This is a genomic window from Arenibacter certesii DSM 19833 (genome assembly GCF_000429545.1).
Lineage (GTDB): Bacteria > Bacteroidota > Bacteroidia > Flavobacteriales > Flavobacteriaceae > Arenibacter > Arenibacter certesii.
In genome coordinates this window covers 121,690-138,913 of sequence record NZ_AUCB01000013.1, presented here as the reverse complement: position 1 = coordinate 138,913, position 17,224 = coordinate 121,690, and the positions used below count along the sequence as shown (strand labels likewise).

Here is a 17,224-nt window from a genome sequence, read left to right as displayed (position 1 = left end):
GTTTGCCCTTGGCGCAGAAGATGCACCTTGGGCCCTTTTTGGCTTCCTTCAGACCAAGGGCCGCTACCAGTTCGTCCCAAGGGATGGCGATATAGATCTTGCCAAGATCGCTTTCGAGAAACCGGGCGTAAAACGCATCGAACTCTTCGGTCTGGGAGGAAAATGTAAAACTGTGCTGGAAATCGTGGATTCTTCGTATCTTGGACATAGACATTAAGATAAAAACCCCGTTTTTTGAGCTAGAGACTCGTTTTCGGGGTTTTATTATATCTAAATATACGAATTAAATACCTGATAAACAAGCAGTTGCGTCAATTCTGAATGCGCCTAAAAAGTGCAAGTAGTAGAACGGCTACTAGCTTGTTCTCGATTAAAAATTTGATGCTTTTATTCAGCATTACAATGATTATTAAATAGTTATACATCGAATAATATCTTGATAAAATCAAAACATTAAACACAACAAAGTAAGCCCAAGATGGAAGTAACCATAGAGCAAATCTTTCCGATAATTATCGGAAACTGTTTAAAATCAAATTAAATACGTCTCGTGCAGTTTTTGTATATCCCGTATGAGAAAGGGAACCGCATAATCTCTAAATGGTACAATGTGTGAATCAAGAGTCTCAAAGAGATTGATATAAGAATGTACAAAAGAGACAACAAAGACTTGTTGCTCAAAATTTAAGGTGTTAAAAGACATCTTCAGGTCGTCCTGACCTTCAACAACTAATTGCTTATCTGAACAGCAGGAATCATCCTGAACTTCACTTTGACAATCATTTTTGGATAGTTGTTTATCCATTCCGCAAGTTTCAACGTGCCCAAATAAAGAAGAATCCACTAAAGTATCGCCACAGTAATGACTATCAATAGTAAAAGAAACTGTTGACAATAGCACGATAAGTGCCAAACAAACGGATGATATTTTATGAAAAACTTTGTTCATTAATGTTGCAAATTTATAAAAAATTTATCTCAATTTGTTTATTTAACAATTTTTTTTGATTTATCAATGTTTATTTTGCACGAAACCGCTTAAATATTATTTGCAAATAAAATTCTTTTGCAGCTTCCTTTATATGATATAAATCATAGTTCTGTTGAACTTTTAGAATTATATTTGTACTGATTAATTTTGTTGTTTTTTTTGTAAAAAACTGATTATAAAATAATTGAACAGTTGAATTTTATTTTCCAAAATCCTTTAATGTTAAACAAAATTTATTAACTTCACAATGTGAAAACATTTTTTACTAAAATATTGTCTTTCTTTTTAGCAGTTTTAATACTGTTTTCTACCTCTTCTTTTTTTACGGTAGATATGCATTTTTGTTGTAATCAATTGGTAGATATAGCTGTTTGGAACAAAGCAAAAACCTGCACAGAAAAGGTTCAAAAGAAAGATTCACCGTTAAAGCAGTGCACTACGTTACAAGAAAAAGACTGTTGTAGTAATGAATCTTTTGTAAAAACTGGAAATGACACCATTAAAAAGGCTAATACAAAAGTTGAGGCCGAAACCGTAATTTTCCTTAATACTTTTTTTTACGTTTATGTAAATTTATTTGAAGGGCTTGAAAAAAATATAGTTCCTTTTAAACAATATAGGCCGCCCTTGATATCCAAGGACATACAAACTCTTTACGAGACTTACTTAATTTGATTTTCTTCCTTGCAGATTGAACATATCAATCTGTATCCTCTATTATAGCCAAAGAACATCTTCTGGCTAAATGTTGCTGTACCCAATTCTCAACAACACTATTAACCTTGTACTATTAAGAAAATTCAAACTATTTGGCAAAATGCCTAATAGCAATACATCGATTATTATGAAAGGACCCAAAGAATTTTGGATTAAGAATATGGTCTGTAGCCGCTGCTTAAAAGTTATTAAGCAAGAACTACAAGAATTGGGAGTTACTGTGCTTTCATTAGAATTAGGAAGATTATTGGTAGAAGCACCAAAAAAAACCAGCAATGAAATTGTCGAAGCTGTTACAACTGTGCTTCACGCTAATGATTTTGAAATTGTACAAAAAGAAGAAGAAATGCTCACAGAAAGAATCAAGATTATTCTAATAGAACAATTGCAAGAGCTACCGTTACATATTAAGGTAAAAACATCTGAACTATTGGCTTCAAGACTTCATAAAGATTACAAGACATTGAGCAGATTGTTTTCTGCCCAGGAACAAACCACTATTGAAAAATACTTTATCAAATTAAAGATTGAAAAAGTTAAAGAGCTCATTCAGCTTAAACAACATTCCTTTTCAGATATAGGGTACCTATTGGACTACAGCAGTGTCAACCATTTGTCTAGACAGTTTAAGGACGTTATAGGAGTAAGTATGACCGATTATAAAAATGCAGAAGACTGGAAACGAAATTTTTACGATGAAATTATATAGATCATAGCGAAAGTTATGTACAACAAGATAGTACAAAACCAATAATTTAATAGTATTAATTCAAAACAAACACCTATGAAAGCACTTACAATTATTTTATCGATGATTGGGCTTGTAAGTTTGAACAGTTGCACACAAGAAACAAACCCTCAAGCAGTACTGGAAAACCCAGAAACCCGCACAGAAGTCTTCAATGATATTGCCCAGAATGACGATTATATGACGGAGTTTATGGAAAATATGCACAACAACCCACAAGCAATGCAAATGATGCAGGGCAACAAGAACATGATGGACGCTATGATGCAGGGCGAAGGAATGCAAATGATGATGGAAGACGGTATGATGATGAAAAACATGATGGGCAATAAGCCTATGATGCACGAAATGATGAGCGGAATGATGAAAAGCTCGGAAACAATGAACTCAATGATGCAAATGATGTATGAAAACGGGATGATGAGTGAAGACTGCATGAAATCCTGCAAAAAAATGATGGCCGAAAAAGGAATGGATATGAAGGGAATGGATAAGATGGACAATATGGATACACCGGCCAAAGAGGACCATACCGAGCATCACTGATTGTTAACCTCTAAATGTAAAACCAATGAAAAAAAATCACTGGATATGGATGGTCATCGGCTGTGGGCTACCACTGTTGTTCATCTTTTTAGCACCAACTCTGGGTATAGGAAGCGGAACATCGCTCTTTATTTTCATCATTTTAATGTTTGGCTGTCACCTATTTATGCCTCACGGTTCACACGGGCACGGTGGTCATAAACACAATAGTCAAAATGAATCAACAGAGAAGCCAATAGAAAAGCATAAAGGGCATCAACATCATTAAAATCGAAACACAATGACACAAAAATATCAAATAAACGGAATTAGTTGTGGTGGATGTGTGTCAAGAGTCAAGAAGACCTTGGAAGAACATCCCAACATCGAAAAAGTAGAGATTTTTCTGGCACCAAAAGGAGCTACACTTATCACAATGAAAGAAGCTCTTTCGGTAGATGAGTTACAAAATCAGCTCAATGCCCTTAGTGGATATACAATAACTGAAATGGAACAATAACAATTTAAATCTAAAAATTATGCACTACTACGATGGAAGTTTTGGAGGAATGCACCTAATATGGTGGGTTATATGGGTCGTTTTACTTGCTTGGATATTTTTCATTCCAGCAGATATCCCATATCAAAAAGCAAAAAAAGACAGTCCACTGGATATTCTTAAAAAGCGCTTTGCGAAAGGCGAAATATCTAAGGAAGACTATGAAGAATCTAAAAGAATTTTAAACTCGGAAAACTAACCCAAAACTATAAAACTATGTATCGATTAAACGTGAAAAAGTTTGGTTTCGCCATGGGACTTACTGGAGCTCTGATTTATCTGGGATGTATGATCGTTATGGCCACAGCGGGACAGGAAGGGTCAGTAGCATTCTTTAACAGCCTGTTGCACGGTTTAGATACCACAAGCATTATCAGGATGGATGTGCCACTATGGGAAGCTGGTTTGGGAATAGTACAGATATTCATTTTAGGATGGCTAATAGGTGCCTGTATTGCGGCTTTTTATAATGCGCAAATAAAAGTCAAAAAATAAGAGAGTAAAATAAAATTTATGCAATACGTCTGGTTCATATGGTCTCTTATAATTCTTGCGCTTTGGGCAATAATCTATTTGTCAAAAAAGGGGTATAGAAAAGAAATGCTCAAAATGAGCCTTATCACTATGCCCTTTGGCCTAACAGAACCCTTGTTTGTTCCAGAATATTGGTTTCCACCTTCCCTATTCCATTTAGCGGAAAGAACAGGTTTTGATATTGAGAGCCTTATCTTCTCTTTTGCTATTGGCGGAATAGGGACGGTATTGTATAATCTGATATTCAAAAAAGGCTATATAGATATGCCTCATACCGAACGGAGCCACCAAAGACATAAGCTACATATTTATATACTTTTTGTTCCAGCCATTGTATTTGTAATATTTAGTCTTTTTACCGCGCTTAACCACATCTATTGTGGCATCATTGCAATGTTTTTTGGTGGTTTGGCAACATTGTACTGTCGCCCAGATTTAAAAGGAAAGATATGGGTTGGAGGAATCTTGTTTACCATACTGTACTTCATTTATTTCGGAAGCATCCTTCCGTTTTATCCGCAATATGTGGAGCTGTACTGGAATCTGGACAACCTGACCCATATTCTTGTTTTGGGAATCCCAATTGAAGAGTTACTGTTCGCTTTCACCTTTGGTATGTATTGGTCTGGATTATATGAACACTTGTATTGGAGAAAACTTATAAAACCGAAAGAAATGTCAACCAACTAAAACATTCAAATTATGAAAATATTATTGGCCATAGATGGTTCAGATTTCAGTAAAGTAGCCATTCACGAACTTATAAAAATGACCCTATCCTCAAATAGTGAAATTCATATTATAAATGTTTATGAAGTTCCGAAAACAACCGACCTGGGATTGCATACTATGGGCGGCAGGATAGGAAATTACATAGAAGAAATTAGAAGTAACGCTCAAAAATTGGGAAACAAAATCGTTTCAGAAGCTTTCGATAAAATCAAGGCCGAAAACAAGGCACTTACCATAACCACAAGTGTTGTTAGTGGCCTGCCCAAAAGTACTATTTATGAAAAAGCAGAAGATTGGGGTGCAGATTTAATCGTAGTAGGCTCTCAGGGTCACGGTGCACTTTCACGCTTAGTATTGGGCTCTGTATCCCAATATTTGACCACAAATGCCAAATGTTCAGTACTCATTGCAAGAGATAGAAATAAAAAATGAAAGAAAAGCAAACACATAGCATTACATTAGAATCCACTTGTAAGATAACAGATGAAATCTGTCTTCCAGATACTAAATTACCTCGTGTGGTTATCGTTGGTGGAGGATTTGCAGGTTTGGCATTGGTTGAGAAACTGAAACACAAAGAAGTTCAAGTGGTTTTACTCGATAAAAATAACTTCCATCAGTTTCAGCCTTTATTATATCAAGTGGCAACGAGTGCCCTGGAGCCTGACAGTATTGTATTTCCATTCAGAAAACAAATCAATGGCTATAAAAATGTTTTCTTTCGTTTGGCTGAAGTTGAGGAAATTCAACCTGATTCAAATACTATATTGACCAATAAGGGAAGTGTTTCTTATGACTATTTAGTGTTGGCTACTGGCACGACCACCAATTTCTTTGGGATGGATTCTGTGGCCGAAAATAGTTTGGGGATGAAGGATATTCGCGATTCCCTCAACATCCGTCATATGATGTTGCAAAATTTGGAACAGGCAGCTATTACTTGTGATGATAAAGAACGCGACGCGCTGACAAATTTTGTAATAGTAGGTGGTGGTCCAGCAGGCGTAGAAATGGCAGGAGCTTTGGCAGAGTTTTGCAAATACATCCTTCCCAAAGATTACCCAGAGTACCCTTCTTCCATTATGAATATTTATTTAATAGAAGCCATTGATGAGTTGTTAAGCACAATGTCTGATAAGGCATCATCGAAAACCCTCAAATATTTAGAGGATTTAAATGTAAAGGTATTATTAAATGAAGCTGTAAGCAATTATGATGGAAAGGAAGTCACTACCATAAGTGGTAAGACCATTTTGGCTAAAAACCTTATCTGGACGGCTGGTGTAAAAGGACAATTCCCAAATGGTATTGATGAAAAACACATAGTCAGGGGCAACCGGATTAAAACCGATGCTAATTTAAAAGTAGAAGGCTACGAAAACATTTTTGCCATAGGCGATATAGCTGCGCTTATTTCTGAAGAAAGACCCAAAGGGCATCCACAGGTGGCGCAGGCAGCAATTCAACAAGGAAAATATCTGGGTAATTCTATATTAAACCTCATAAATAATAAACCCACACAACCTTTCGAATATAAAGACAAAGGTGCATTGGCTACAGTAGGAAAACGCAAGGCAGTTGCCGATTTGGGCAAATTTAAATTTGCAGGCTATTTCGCCTGGTTGCTGTGGTCCGTTGTTCACTTGATGGCCATAAGTGGATTTAGAAATAGATTGATGGTTGGTTTTAATTGGGCGGTTAGCTATTTCACTTATGAAAAGAGCAACCGCTTGATTATTAGAAATTTTAAGCCAAAATCATTAATCAATAATACAGAAGAATAACTAATTAAAACAAAATTTATATGAAAGAAATAGGAGTTATAGGATACGGAGTCATAGGAAAAAGAGTGGCAGATGCCATCAAATTACAAGATGATATGAAGCTTTCGGGCGTTTGCGATATAATCAGCGATTGGCGCATTCAAAATGCCGTAAGAAAGGAGTATGATATTTATGCAGCTACCGAAGAAGCAGCCAATGATATGGACTCAAAAGGAATTTCAGTAAAAGGAAGCTTACAGGAACTTTTAAAGAAATCAGATCTTGTTGTGGACTGTACACCCAAAAAAATTGCCGCTCAGAATGTCGTTATCTACAAGGAGCAAAACATCAAATTTATTCTACACGGTGGCGAAAAACACGAAACCACAGGGCATTCCTTTAGTGCAGAAAATAATTACAAATCGGCTCTAAACTTGAATGCGACAAGAGTAGTTTCTTGTAATACTACGTCTATTTTAAGAACCTTGACCGCTTTAAAAAGAGCCGATTTATTGGATTATGCCAGAGGTACACTTTTAAGAAGAGCTACAGACCCTTGGGAAAGCCATTTAGGCGGTATTATGAACACAATGGTTCCCGAAAGAGACATCCCAAGCCATCAAGGTCCCGACGCACAAAGTGTTGACCCTGATCTTGATGTTATCACTACCGCAATAAAGGTACCCCAAACCTTAAGCCATTTACATTACTGGAACGTGAAATTAAAAAAACAGGCCTCGAAGGAAGAGGTGCTGAATGCCTTTAAAACCTCTAGTCGCATCAAACTAATTCAATATGATCAAGGTTTGGTTTCTAACAATACCATTAAAGAAATGTTCTTAGATATGGGCAGGCCTTGGGGTGATATGTATGAAGTTGCCCTTTGGGAAGATATGCTGAAAGTGGTGGGCGATGAACTTTTCTATGCCTACGTGGTCGATAACCAAGCTATTGTAATCCCTGAAACCATTGATGCCATTCGCGCACTTACTGGAATCGAAACCGATCCAAACAAATCTATCGAAAAGACCAATGAAAGTCTAGGAATCAAATAAATTCATTTAAAATGAAACATCCATTATTCATTTTTAAACACACAGCGGAATGACTAATTGGATGTTCCATATGTCCTTTAAAAAACAAATATTATAGACAGATGAAAACAGATATAAATATTACAGAACTTTTGGGGGAAAAAGCAGCCTTCTATTTGGATCACGTTTGTGAAAAAATAACCAAGGATGAATTGCAAACCCCCAGCAAGAGCAGTCTTGACAAGGTATTTGGCAATAGCAACAGAAATCCGCAGGTACTGCGAAGCCTTGCACAATTGTACAACCACGGAAACCTGGGCGGTACCGGCTACCTGAGTATCCTGCCCGTGGATCAAGGTATTGAACACAGTGCAGCCTTTTCATTTTATAAAAATCCAGACTACTTCGACCCGGAGAATATTATAAAACTCGCTATTGAAGCTGGTTGCAACGGTGTAGCATCAACTTTTGGAGTCCTTGGGTTGAACGCTCGAAAATATGCCCATAAAATTCCATTTATAGTTAAGATTAATCACAATGAATTGCTCACCTACCCCAATAAATATGACCAAACCTTATTTGGGAAAGTAAAAAGTGCTTGGGACATGGGAGCCGTGGCTGTGGGTGCCACCATTTATTTTGGTTCCAAAGAAAGCAACAGGCAACTCAACGAAATAGCCGAAGCTTTTGAAGAAGCCCACAATCTGGGGATGGCTACTATTCTATGGTGCTATACACGAAATGAAGCTTTCAAAATAGAAAATGAAGATTATCACGCAGCGGCCGATATAACCGGACAAGCAAATCATTTAGGCGTAACTATTCAAGCAGACATCATTAAACAAAAATTACCGACCAATAATTTCGGATTTAAAGAAATAGGATTCGGAAAATATGACGATGATATGTATGAAGCGTTGACTACAGACCATCCCATTGACCTTTGCAGATTACAGGTGGCCAATTGTTATATGGGTAAAATAGGGCTGATAAATTCTGGTGGTGGTTCCAAAGGCAAATCAGATTTGTCCGAAGCTGTAACAACTGCCGTTATCAATAAAAGGGCTGGTGGTTCTGGGCTGATAATGGGAAGAAAAGCATTTCAAAAACCCTTTAGCGAAGGCGTGAGAGTATTACAATCCGTTCAGGAAGTGTATCTGGATAATAAAATTAATATAGCATAATCAACAGAATGTTTGACACAGAGATAAAATCATTAAAATCACTTAACCACTACCTCATAAGATTGGTAGAAAGTCGTCTATGGCTTAAGGTAATCATTGCCTTGTTTTTAGGTGTTGGATTTGGTCTGCTATTGAGCCCACAAAATGGATGGATTTCTAAAGAAACAGCAGATATCGCGGGGAATTGGCTGGCATTGCCTGGTGTACTATTTCTGAAACTGGTTCAAATGATTATGATTCCGTTGATTGTGGCTTCCATCATTACTGGAATAGCAAGTAATGATAAGGACAATCTAAAAAAATTAGGTGGTGGGGTTTTGTTATATTTTCTAGGTACTACGATAGTTTCGGTAAGTTTGGGTGTCATACTATCTCAACTTTTTAGACCTGGTCGCTTTTTACATCAACAGGCTCTAGCTGAACATAATGAAATTACAGCTGTTCCAACGGAAAATCCAGAGCTTTCCTTCGGAATTGAAACGATTCCTGATGCCATCTCAAACTTACTTCCCGAAAACCCGTTGGCATCTATGGTAAGTGGTGAAATGTTAAGCATTGTAATTTTCACAATCATTATTGGTGTAGCTGTGCTATCACTTGAAAATGCCTTACTGCGCCCAGTGAAGCTGCTTCTAACTGCCATTCAGGAAGTCTGTATGACAGTAGTAAAATGGTCAATGCTTCTAGTGCCTATTGCTGTTTTCGGACTTATGGCGCAGCTTACCTCTAGTGTTGGTTTAAGTTCTCTTTCCGGTCTCACCTATTATGTTGGCGTCGTCCTGCTCGGTCTATTACTTTTGGTAATTTTCTATTTAGGGCTAATTGTGCTTCTTGGAAAAGCAAACCCTATGCATTTCCTAAAAAAAATAAGGGACGTTCAATTATTGGCCTTTTCAACCACAAGCTCTGCGGCCGTGATGCCACTTTCCCTTCAAACAGCCGAAGAAGAATTGAAGGTGGACAAGACCATTAGCAATTTTATTATTCCCATAGGTGCAACCGTCAATATGGATGGCACTGCACTCTATCAAACCATAACTACGCTATTCATAGCCCAAGCCTATGGCTTGGAAATGAGTTTGCTCAATATTATTGTGGTCATCGTAACCATCGTTGCTGCTTCAATCGGCACACCTGCCATTCCCGGAGGTGGTGTGGTGATACTCGCTTCTGTTTTGGGAAGTGTCGGTATCCCAGCCGAAGGCATCATCATTATTATTGGTGTAGAAAGATTGTTGGGAATGTTCAGGACTGCTGTAAACGTAACGGGTGACCTCACAGCTTGTATGGTTTTTAATAGGTTTTATGGTAAAACCCCAATATTGGTTAATGATAAAACTTTAAAAATATGACATTACTACTCATATCCATATTTTTCATTTTTCCTGTGGTCGCTATAGCAGGATATCAACATTATAAGATTGTTAAGCACCCAGCTTATGATGCTGACAAAACACTCTTAAATTATGAAATTATAGGTGCGGGTGAAAACAAACTCGTTTTGCTGCACGGTTTGACAGGGTCATTGAATTATTGGAAACGCAATTTAGAAAGCATTTCAAAAACACACACTTTGCTATTAATAGACCTTTTGGGTTTTGGTGATTCGCCAAAACCACAAAGTGATTATTCGCTTTCAGTTCAACTTAAAGCTTTAGAATTGGTTTTGCAAAAAGAAGGATTCAATGATGGAAAAACCATAGTTGCCGGTCATTCTATGGGCGCTATAATTTCAATGGCCCTATTGGAAAAACACTCAAATTGGCTCAAAGCAGGCATTTTTATTGGAATACCTGTTTATCAGGATGCAGATGAATTTAAAAAAATTATGTCCTCACATTCCTTTGTGGACAGAATATCAACAAGCAGATTCTCTAAATACATCTGTATGATTCATCCCATTTTTATGTCGCGTGCATTTAAACCAGACAACCTCACGGATGATGTTTATGAAGATGCAAAAAAACACCATTGGCAGAGCTACTATTATTCGCTTACGAGGATAATCCTAAAAACAGATTTATACGGGATTGCAAGAAAGATTAGAAACACAAAAGTGCTTTTCATTCACGGAGCAAAGGACACTACTGCACCGCTCAAAAATGCTATAGACTTATCAAGAGAATTTACAAACGTAAAAACTGTTACCTCTACAGGGGGAGACCATCAGTTCTTTCTAAAAGAAGCAGAATTTGTATGGAAGACCATCCAAGATTTTTCTGTTTCAGATAAAAAATCACAAAAAACAATTTTAAATGAATACTAATAAAATTAAACATATAGGTGTATTTACCTCTGGAGGTGATAGTCCAGGGATGAATTCAGCCTTGTACGCCATTGCAAAAACGGCTGAAGCAACTGGTATAAAAGTTAGTGGTTTTAGAAAAGGATATGAAGGATTGATAGACGGTGACTTGGTTCAATTTAAATCACACGAATTACAAAAACTGACCCAAAAGGGTGGCACAATTCTAAAGACCGCACGAAGCAAACGTTTTCTCGAACTGGAAGGTCGAAAAAAAGCCCTGCAAACCCTAAATGCAAACAAAATAGACGCTTTAATTGCCATAGGTGGTGATGGTACTTTTAAAGGTCTATTGGCTTTTTCAGAGATATGCGATATCCCATTCGTAGGGATTCCCGGGACTATTGACAACGATATTTCGGGTACGGATTACACCCTTGGTTTCGATTCCGCTGTTAACACAGCCATTGAAAACATTGATAAAATAAGGGATACTGCCGAATCTCACAATCGGGTATTTATCGTGGAAGTAATGGGTAGAGATTCTGGCTATATCGGCATTCATTCAGGATTGATGGTTGGCGCTGATGCCATACTCATCCCAGAGAGCGATACCGACTTTATTAACCTTTTAGATAAAGTGAAAAATTACGATAGCGAAGATGCTTTTCTTGTCGTGGTTTCAGAAGGCGATGAAATAGGTGCCGAACTTGTTTCATCAAAAATAAAGGAAGTCAATCCCAATGTCGATTTACGAATTACAAAACTCGGCCACGTACAGCGAGGTGGAAATCCTTCTGCTTTAGATAGGATGTTGGGTATTAGGCTTGGGGTGGAAGCCGTAAAATCACTTTTACAAAGTAAAAAGAATGTAATGGTCGGGATTTTAAACAATCAATTGCACTTAACCCCTTTTAATGAAGTGGTCAAGCAACATCAGGTCAATAAAGAATTGCACGAACTTTTAGAACTATTTGGAACATAAATTATGAAAACAACAATATACAGCACACATAAATTCGATAAGCCTTCCATTGAAAACGCTAATAAGGGAAAACATCAATTGAATTTTCTGGAATTTAGGCTAACAAAGGAAACCGCCTTATTAGCAGAAGGTTCAAAGGCCATAGCACTTTTCTCAAGTGACGATGCCTCTTCGGAAGTTTTGGATATTTTACACAAACTAGGCATAAAATTTATCGCATTACGTTCGGCAGGTTTCAATCACGTCGATTTAGAAAAAGCAGCTGAATTGAATATAAAAGTGGCCCGTGTCCCAGCCTATTCACCTTATGCCATTGCAGAACATACAATGGCTTTGATACTTGCATTAAACCGAAGACTGATTAAAGCCCACAATAGAGTGCGCGAACAAAACTTTTCATTAAACGGTCTCACTGGTTTTGACCTAAATGGGAAAACCGTTGGCGTGATTGGAACAGGAAAAATAGGGTCTGTACTCGTAAAAATACTTCACGGATTCGGCTGCAATATTCTTGCCCAGGATATAGAAGAAAGCAAAGACCTAATTGATAAATATGGCGTAATCTATTCAGATTGTGCGACGCTCTGTAAGCACGCAGATATAATAAGCCTGCACGTGCCATTAAAAGCTTCAACAAAACATTTAATAAATAAAGAGCATATAGCACTAATGAAATCTGGAGTAATGCTCATCAATACAAGTCGTGGTGGGTTGGTGGACACCAAGGCAGTTATCGAAGGATTGAAAACTAAAAAAATAGGGTATTTAGGACTGGATGTTTATGAGGAAGAAGAAGGATTGTTCTTTGAAGACCATTCCGATGACATTTTGCAAGACGATGTGATTGCACGCTTAATGACTTTCAACAATGTACTAATTACAAGCCATCAAGCTTTTTTAACCAAAACCGCATTGACCAATATTGCAGAAACCACAATATATAATCTGGATTGTTTTGAAAAAGACAAAGTTTCAGGAAACGAAGTTTCTTGATTAAGAAGCAAAAAATAGTAGTAACACTTAAATCTTAAAATTATGAATCGAGTAAAAAATAAAGTAGCCATTGTCACAGGAGGTGCCTCTGGTCTAGGGAAATCAAGTGCTATTTTATTAGCACGTGAAGGAGCAAAAATCGTTGTTACAGATATAGATGAAGAAGATGGAAAAAAGGTAGTCCAACAAATCAAAGCTAACGGTGGGGAGGCTATATTCATTAAACAAGATGTATCCAAAGAAGATGAATGGAAAAATGTCATTGAGACCACGCTCAAAACTTTCGGAAAATTACACATATTAGCTAATTCTGCCGGAATAGGATTAGGTGGAACTGTAGAAGAAGTTACCCTTGAAGATTGGAAAAACCTCATAGATGTAAACCTAAATGGCACTTTTTTAGGTACTCAATATGGTATAAAGGGTATGAAGGAAACTGGAGAAGGTGGTTCCATCATCAACTTCTCTTCCATTGAAGGACTTATCGGTGACCCTAACCTACCTGCTTATAACGCAAGCAAAGGCGGTGTTACCATATTCACGAAATCTGCTGCCCTGCATTGTGCAAGACAAGGCTACGGAATCCGTATCAATTCTATACATCCTGCTTATATCTGGACACCAATGGTAGAAAATTTTCTGAAAGCTCAAGGTAATGTAGAAGAAGGCAAAAAGCAATTAGAAAGTTTGCATCCTGTTGGTCATTTGGGAGAGCCTGATGATATAGGCTATGGAGTCGTCTATCTAGCTTCGGATGAGTCCAAATTTATGACTGGTTCTGAATTGGTAATAGATGGTGGTTATACCGCACAATAACAAACTACCCTAAAACAAAAAATTATGAAAAACATACTTGTACCTACCGATTTCTCTGAAAACTGTACTAAAGCTGCACATCTCGGGATTAAAATGGCAAAAACATACAATGCAGAAATACACTTTCTACATCAAATGACAACACCTGTGGATTGGGTAAAATTAGACAAACTTAAAGAAAAGCGTTATCCAGAAACCTTAAAGCAGATAGGTGCTGCAAAGGCTAATTTACGTGAACTCGAAAAAATAGCGGAACACGAAGGTCTTAAATGCCGAACCTTTCTTCAGTTCGATTCAGGACAAAAAGATATTCTGGAACATTCTGGCCATTTTCATCACGATTTTATTATAACTGGCAGTAGTGGAACAAAGGGTCGAGTGAGGGAAATAACTGGCAGCAATGTTGAGAAAATTGTCCGAAAGGCCAATGCCCCGATTATTGTGGTCAAAGAAGAGGAAGTAACATTTCCCTTTAAGGACATTCTATTCGTATCAGATTTTGAAGAAGATGTGAGTCATCCGTTTCAAGAAGTACTTTCGATAGCTGAAAAATGTGATGCAAAAATTCATTTGTTACGCATAAATACAGAAACAGACTTTAACAGTATAGAAGTTGGATTAAACCCTGTTAAGGAATTCCTTGAAAAATTTCCCGACCTAAAAAAATTTTCTATGAGTGTTCATAACGAATCTTCAGTAGAGGCAGGTATTAATACATTTTTAAAACATCAGCCATCAGATTTAATTGCGATGAGTACCCACGGAAAGACAGGATTTTTGAGCTTATTTTCAAAAAGTATTGCCGAAGGTGTAACCAATCATTCAGAACTTCCTGTAATGACCATACATATTAAAAAATGAAACATCCAATAAACATAGTAAAATATTCGGGCGACGTGGTAGCCTTTGATGTGGATAAACTTATCAATTCATTAAGACGTTCGCAAGCAAGTGAAGAATTGATTCAGCAAATAGTAGGGCAAGTTGAAGACCAATTATATGAAGGCATTACCACCAAAAAAATCTATCAAATGGCATTTAAAATGCTAAAAGGTAAGTCGAGAGTAAGTGCTTCAAAATACAAACTCAAAAAAGCCCTGATGGAATTAGGTCCTTCTGGCTTCCCATTTGAGAAGTTAGTAGGCAAACTACTAGCACACGAAGGATTTTCAACACAGGTTGGTGTAATAGTTCAAGGCAATTGCGTTCAGCACGAAGTGGATGTAATAGCCCAAAAAGACAATACCCATTATATGATTGAATGTAAATACCACAGTGACCAAGGTCGCTTTTGCAACATTAAAATTCCCTTATATATCCACTCAAGATTTTTAGATGTTGAAAAACAATGGGAACGTCAAAAAGGTCACGAAGCCAAGCTTCATAAAGGAGGCGTTTACACCAATACACGATTTACAAGTGATGCGGTGAAATATGGTAAATGCGTGGGGCTACTATTGACAAGTTGGGATTATCCAATTGGTGACGGTTTAAAAGACAGAATAGATAAATCGGGGCTGCATCCATTAACAGCATTAACAACACTTACCAAAGCTGAAAAAACAAAACTATTGGATGAAGGTATCGTACTCTGTAAAGAGCTTCACGAAACCCCAAAAATTTTAGAACAAGTAGGAGTGCCAAAATCAAGACACAAAAAGGTTCTCGAAGATTCAAGAGAATTATGTGGAATTCATTAGAGCACTACTTAAATTTTTAATCTAAATAAATAGGACAAATGAAAACAGAAGAACTGAAAGAACAGAACCGTATAGATTTAGAGCCATTTTACCAAGCATTGGAAGATGATTCTAAACTACTTGAAGAAGCCCTCGAAATATTATTGGGTATGGTACACTTCGAGCCTAAATCCGTAAAGAAGTTGGCACTCGTAATAAAAGAGGATTCCCGCAATCTATATAACGAAATAGCGGAATTGAGCAAATCGAACCAAGACAAAGGAAATACGCCTTCCTGTTGTGGTGGACATTAATATATACTATAACGATGAAAAACAAAAAAATAAACATCCACTTTTTGGGAGCGGCAGGCACCGTGACTGGCTCAAAATATTTGGTGGATACAGGAGATAGAAAGATACTTATAGACTGTGGCCTCTTCCAAGGGTTAAAGGAATTACGCCTTAAAAACTGGGAGTACCCACCTGTTAATGTAGGTGATATTGATGCTGTTTTGCTTACCCACGGTCATATGGACCATACAGGCTATTTACCCAGATTGGTAAAACAAGGCTTCAATGGTCCCATTTATGGTACGAATCCTACTTTGGACATTGCAAAAATCATTTTGAATGATAGTGCAAAAATACAGGAGCAAGAAGCCGAACGTGCCAATAAGGAAGGCTATTCCAAACATAGTCCCGCAGAACCACTTTACGATTTAAAGGATGTAGAAAAAACTATCCCACACTTTAAAGGAATTCCACAATCACAATGGATTCCGTTATTTGATGGTATTAGGGCTCGCTTCCAATACAACGGACATATTCTGGGTGCAACCTATATTGAGTTGGATGTGCACGGAAAACGTTTTGTCTTTTCAGGAGACATTGGTAGAACCAATGATTTATTGCTCTATCCACCCCTTAAACCAAAAAAAGCGGATGTGCTTTTCATTGAATCCACTTATGGTGGAAGGTTTCATCCCGATGAAGTAGAAGCACTTCCACATATTGAAAAATTAGTAAATGATACCATCAACAGAGGTGGTAGCTTATTTGTCCCAAGCTTTTCGGTAGAACGTGCCCAGCTAATGATGCTCATCTTTTGGAAATTATTGAAAGAAAAGAAAATCCCCAGAGTACAAATGATTATGGACAGCCCGATGGGTGCCAATGTATTGGAACTGTTTCATAGAACTCGCGATTGGCACAGATTGGAGGACAACGAATGTGACGAAATGTGTTCTCACTTTACGGTCGTAAGCAGTTATCGGGAAACAATGGAATTAAGAACAGACAACAAGCCAAAAATCGTGATTGCAGGAAGCGGAATGCTCACAGGCGGAAGAATGCTCAACTATCTTGAAACACAGGCACAAAATCCAAATAACACCTTACTTTTTGTAGGCTATCAAGCTGAAGGTACGCGAGGCAGAAAATTATTGGAAGGCGATAAGGAACTAAAAGTCTATGGAAAATGGGTGCCCTTTGATATGGAAGTTGCAGAAATTGAAGGGCTTTCGGCACACGCAGACCACGCAGAGCTTATGGACTGGATGGACAATATAAAAAACAAACCCGAACGTATTTTCATTGTACACGGTGAAAAAGAGAGTGCAGAAGCATTGCAAAAAGGCATCAAGGAAACCTATGGGTGGGATGCAGAAATTCCGCAATTATACACCATCGAAGAAATAGAATAAATCGAAAAATCACA

Annotated in this window: 23 protein-coding genes; 21 read left to right on the top strand and 2 right to left on the bottom strand. The window is 37.5% G+C overall.

Features of this window, described 5'->3' with window-relative positions; translation table 11 throughout:
- Positions 1–208 (bottom strand): hypothetical protein (locus G466_RS23825; protein ID WP_157373838.1); only part of this gene is annotated, 208 nt, incomplete at its 3' end.
- 324 nt (positions 209–532) lie between these two features.
- Positions 533–949 (bottom strand): HYC_CC_PP family protein, encoded by a 417-nt coding sequence (locus G466_RS0108640; RefSeq protein WP_026813310.1) that lies wholly within the window; start codon positions 947–949, stop codon positions 533–535.
- A 291-nt stretch (positions 950–1,240) separates the two neighbouring features.
- On the opposite strand from G466_RS0108640, the gene G466_RS0108635 reads away from it, so the two are divergent.
- The 21 genes from G466_RS0108635 (at position 1,241) to G466_RS0108540 (ending at position 17,210) form a co-directional block, all read left to right on the top strand.
- A complete protein-coding gene (locus G466_RS0108635; RefSeq protein WP_026813309.1) occupies positions 1,241–1,666 on the top strand; it encodes an HYC_CC_PP family protein in 426 nt (141 codons plus the stop codon).
- Positions 1,667–1,835: 169 nt separating this feature from the next.
- Complete coding sequence (locus tag G466_RS0108630) at positions 1,836–2,417, top strand: helix-turn-helix domain-containing protein (RefSeq protein ID WP_026813308.1); 582 nt, start codon at positions 1,836–1,838, stop codon at positions 2,415–2,417.
- 102 nt (positions 2,418–2,519) lie between these two features.
- The gene (locus tag G466_RS0108625; protein ID WP_229797186.1) at positions 2,520–3,002 is read left to right on the top strand and encodes a hypothetical protein; all 483 of its coding nucleotides are present in this window, start codon (positions 2,520–2,522) and stop codon (positions 3,000–3,002) included.
- Between the two features lie 25 nt (positions 3,003–3,027).
- A complete protein-coding gene (locus G466_RS23495) occupies positions 3,028–3,270 on the top strand; it encodes a hypothetical protein (protein ID WP_041579014.1) in 243 nt (80 codons plus the stop codon).
- Between the two features lie 12 nt (positions 3,271–3,282).
- Positions 3,283–3,501, top strand: a complete 219-nt coding sequence (locus G466_RS0108620) for a heavy-metal-associated domain-containing protein (protein ID WP_013072800.1) — start codon at positions 3,283–3,285, stop codon at positions 3,499–3,501.
- Between the two features lie 19 nt (positions 3,502–3,520).
- Positions 3,521–3,739 carry an SHOCT domain-containing protein gene (locus G466_RS0108615; protein WP_026813307.1) on the top strand — a complete coding sequence of 73 codons (219 nt, stop codon included), beginning with the start codon at positions 3,521–3,523 and terminating at the stop codon, positions 3,737–3,739.
- A gap of 17 nt (positions 3,740–3,756) precedes the next feature.
- Positions 3,757–4,035 (top strand): DUF5676 family membrane protein, encoded by a 279-nt coding sequence (locus tag G466_RS0108610; RefSeq protein WP_026813306.1) that lies wholly within the window; start codon positions 3,757–3,759, stop codon positions 4,033–4,035.
- Between the two features lie 18 nt (positions 4,036–4,053).
- Positions 4,054–4,764, top strand: coding sequence for a lycopene cyclase domain-containing protein (locus G466_RS0108605; protein ID WP_026813305.1), 711 nt, complete (start codon positions 4,054–4,056; stop codon positions 4,762–4,764).
- 12 nt (positions 4,765–4,776) lie between these two features.
- Positions 4,777–5,238: a universal stress protein gene (locus G466_RS0108600; RefSeq protein ID WP_026813304.1), complete on the top strand. Its 462-nt coding sequence runs from the start codon at positions 4,777–4,779 to the stop codon at positions 5,236–5,238.
- Positions 5,235–6,590 (top strand): NAD(P)/FAD-dependent oxidoreductase, encoded by a 1,356-nt coding sequence (locus G466_RS0108595; protein ID WP_026813303.1) that lies wholly within the window; start codon positions 5,235–5,237, stop codon positions 6,588–6,590. Before G466_RS0108600 ends, G466_RS0108595 begins: the two co-directional genes overlap by 4 nt.
- 20 nt (positions 6,591–6,610) lie before the next feature.
- Positions 6,611–7,624 (top strand): type II glyceraldehyde-3-phosphate dehydrogenase, encoded by a 1,014-nt coding sequence (locus G466_RS0108590; protein WP_026813302.1) that lies wholly within the window; start codon positions 6,611–6,613, stop codon positions 7,622–7,624.
- 101 nt (positions 7,625–7,725) lie between these two features.
- The gene (locus G466_RS0108585) at positions 7,726–8,787 is read left to right on the top strand and encodes a class I fructose-bisphosphate aldolase (RefSeq protein WP_026813301.1); all 1,062 of its coding nucleotides are present in this window, start codon (positions 7,726–7,728) and stop codon (positions 8,785–8,787) included.
- 8 nt (positions 8,788–8,795) lie between these two features.
- On the top strand, positions 8,796–10,139 hold the full coding sequence (locus tag G466_RS0108580) for a dicarboxylate/amino acid:cation symporter (RefSeq protein WP_026813300.1): 1,344 nt from the start codon (positions 8,796–8,798) through the stop codon (positions 10,137–10,139).
- Positions 10,136–11,053, top strand: coding sequence for an alpha/beta fold hydrolase (locus tag G466_RS0108575; protein ID WP_013072809.1), 918 nt, complete (start codon positions 10,136–10,138; stop codon positions 11,051–11,053). The genes G466_RS0108580 and G466_RS0108575 overlap by 4 nt, the downstream gene beginning before the upstream one ends.
- Positions 11,043–12,017, top strand: coding sequence for an ATP-dependent 6-phosphofructokinase (locus G466_RS0108570; RefSeq protein ID WP_026813299.1), 975 nt, complete (start codon positions 11,043–11,045; stop codon positions 12,015–12,017). Before G466_RS0108575 ends, G466_RS0108570 begins: the two co-directional genes overlap by 11 nt.
- Positions 12,018–12,020: 3 nt before the next feature.
- Complete coding sequence (locus tag G466_RS0108565) at positions 12,021–13,010, top strand: 2-hydroxyacid dehydrogenase (RefSeq protein WP_026813298.1); 990 nt, start codon at positions 12,021–12,023, stop codon at positions 13,008–13,010.
- A gap of 42 nt (positions 13,011–13,052) precedes the next feature.
- Complete coding sequence (locus G466_RS0108560; RefSeq protein WP_026813297.1) at positions 13,053–13,826, top strand: SDR family oxidoreductase; 774 nt, start codon at positions 13,053–13,055, stop codon at positions 13,824–13,826.
- A 24-nt stretch (positions 13,827–13,850) separates the two neighbouring features.
- Positions 13,851–14,687 carry a universal stress protein gene (locus G466_RS0108555; RefSeq protein ID WP_026813296.1) on the top strand — a complete coding sequence of 279 codons (837 nt, stop codon included), beginning with the start codon at positions 13,851–13,853 and terminating at the stop codon, positions 14,685–14,687.
- Positions 14,684–15,526 carry an ATP cone domain-containing protein gene (locus G466_RS0108550; RefSeq protein ID WP_026813295.1) on the top strand — a complete coding sequence of 281 codons (843 nt, stop codon included), beginning with the start codon at positions 14,684–14,686 and terminating at the stop codon, positions 15,524–15,526. The genes G466_RS0108555 and G466_RS0108550 overlap by 4 nt, the downstream gene beginning before the upstream one ends.
- A gap of 38 nt (positions 15,527–15,564) precedes the next feature.
- A complete protein-coding gene (locus G466_RS0108545; protein ID WP_009778882.1) occupies positions 15,565–15,819 on the top strand; it encodes a hypothetical protein in 255 nt (84 codons plus the stop codon).
- A 14-nt stretch (positions 15,820–15,833) separates the two neighbouring features.
- Entirely contained in the window at positions 15,834–17,210 is a 1,377-nt protein-coding gene (locus G466_RS0108540; protein WP_026813294.1) for an MBL fold metallo-hydrolase RNA specificity domain-containing protein, read from the top strand.
- The last annotated feature ends 14 nt before the right edge of the window (positions 17,211–17,224 follow it).

Coding starts and splice junctions, on each gene's coding strand:
- G466_RS0108595 (WP_026813303.1), top strand. CDS start 5,235: ATGAAAGAAAAGCAAACACATAGCATTACATTAGAATCCACTTGTAAG.
- G466_RS0108585 (WP_026813301.1), top strand. CDS start 7,726: ATGAAAACAGATATAAATATTACAGAACTTTTGGGGGAAAAAGCAGCC.
- G466_RS0108565 (WP_026813298.1), top strand. CDS start 12,021: ATGAAAACAACAATATACAGCACACATAAATTCGATAAGCCTTCCATT.
- G466_RS0108540 (WP_026813294.1), top strand. CDS start 15,834: ATGAAAAACAAAAAAATAAACATCCACTTTTTGGGAGCGGCAGGCACC.
- G466_RS0108575 (WP_013072809.1), top strand. CDS start 10,136: ATGACATTACTACTCATATCCATATTTTTCATTTTTCCTGTGGTCGCT.
- G466_RS0108555 (WP_026813296.1), top strand. CDS start 13,851: ATGAAAAACATACTTGTACCTACCGATTTCTCTGAAAACTGTACTAAA.
- G466_RS0108605 (WP_026813305.1), top strand. CDS start 4,054: ATGCAATACGTCTGGTTCATATGGTCTCTTATAATTCTTGCGCTTTGG.
- G466_RS0108630 (WP_026813308.1), top strand. CDS start 1,836: ATGAAAGGACCCAAAGAATTTTGGATTAAGAATATGGTCTGTAGCCGC.
- G466_RS0108580 (WP_026813300.1), top strand. CDS start 8,796: ATGTTTGACACAGAGATAAAATCATTAAAATCACTTAACCACTACCTC.
- G466_RS0108545 (WP_009778882.1), top strand. CDS start 15,565: ATGAAAACAGAAGAACTGAAAGAACAGAACCGTATAGATTTAGAGCCA.
- G466_RS0108640 (WP_026813310.1), bottom strand. CDS start 949: ATGAACAAAGTTTTTCATAAAATATCATCCGTTTGTTTGGCACTTATC.
- G466_RS0108615 (WP_026813307.1), top strand. CDS start 3,521: ATGCACTACTACGATGGAAGTTTTGGAGGAATGCACCTAATATGGTGG.
- G466_RS0108570 (WP_026813299.1), top strand. CDS start 11,043: ATGAATACTAATAAAATTAAACATATAGGTGTATTTACCTCTGGAGGT.
- G466_RS0108620 (WP_013072800.1), top strand. CDS start 3,283: ATGACACAAAAATATCAAATAAACGGAATTAGTTGTGGTGGATGTGTG.
- G466_RS0108600 (WP_026813304.1), top strand. CDS start 4,777: ATGAAAATATTATTGGCCATAGATGGTTCAGATTTCAGTAAAGTAGCC.
- G466_RS23495 (WP_041579014.1), top strand. CDS start 3,028: ATGAAAAAAAATCACTGGATATGGATGGTCATCGGCTGTGGGCTACCA.
- G466_RS0108610 (WP_026813306.1), top strand. CDS start 3,757: ATGTATCGATTAAACGTGAAAAAGTTTGGTTTCGCCATGGGACTTACT.
- G466_RS0108550 (WP_026813295.1), top strand. CDS start 14,684: ATGAAACATCCAATAAACATAGTAAAATATTCGGGCGACGTGGTAGCC.
- G466_RS0108590 (WP_026813302.1), top strand. CDS start 6,611: ATGAAAGAAATAGGAGTTATAGGATACGGAGTCATAGGAAAAAGAGTG.
- G466_RS0108560 (WP_026813297.1), top strand. CDS start 13,053: ATGAATCGAGTAAAAAATAAAGTAGCCATTGTCACAGGAGGTGCCTCT.
- G466_RS0108625 (WP_229797186.1), top strand. CDS start 2,520: ATGATTGGGCTTGTAAGTTTGAACAGTTGCACACAAGAAACAAACCCT.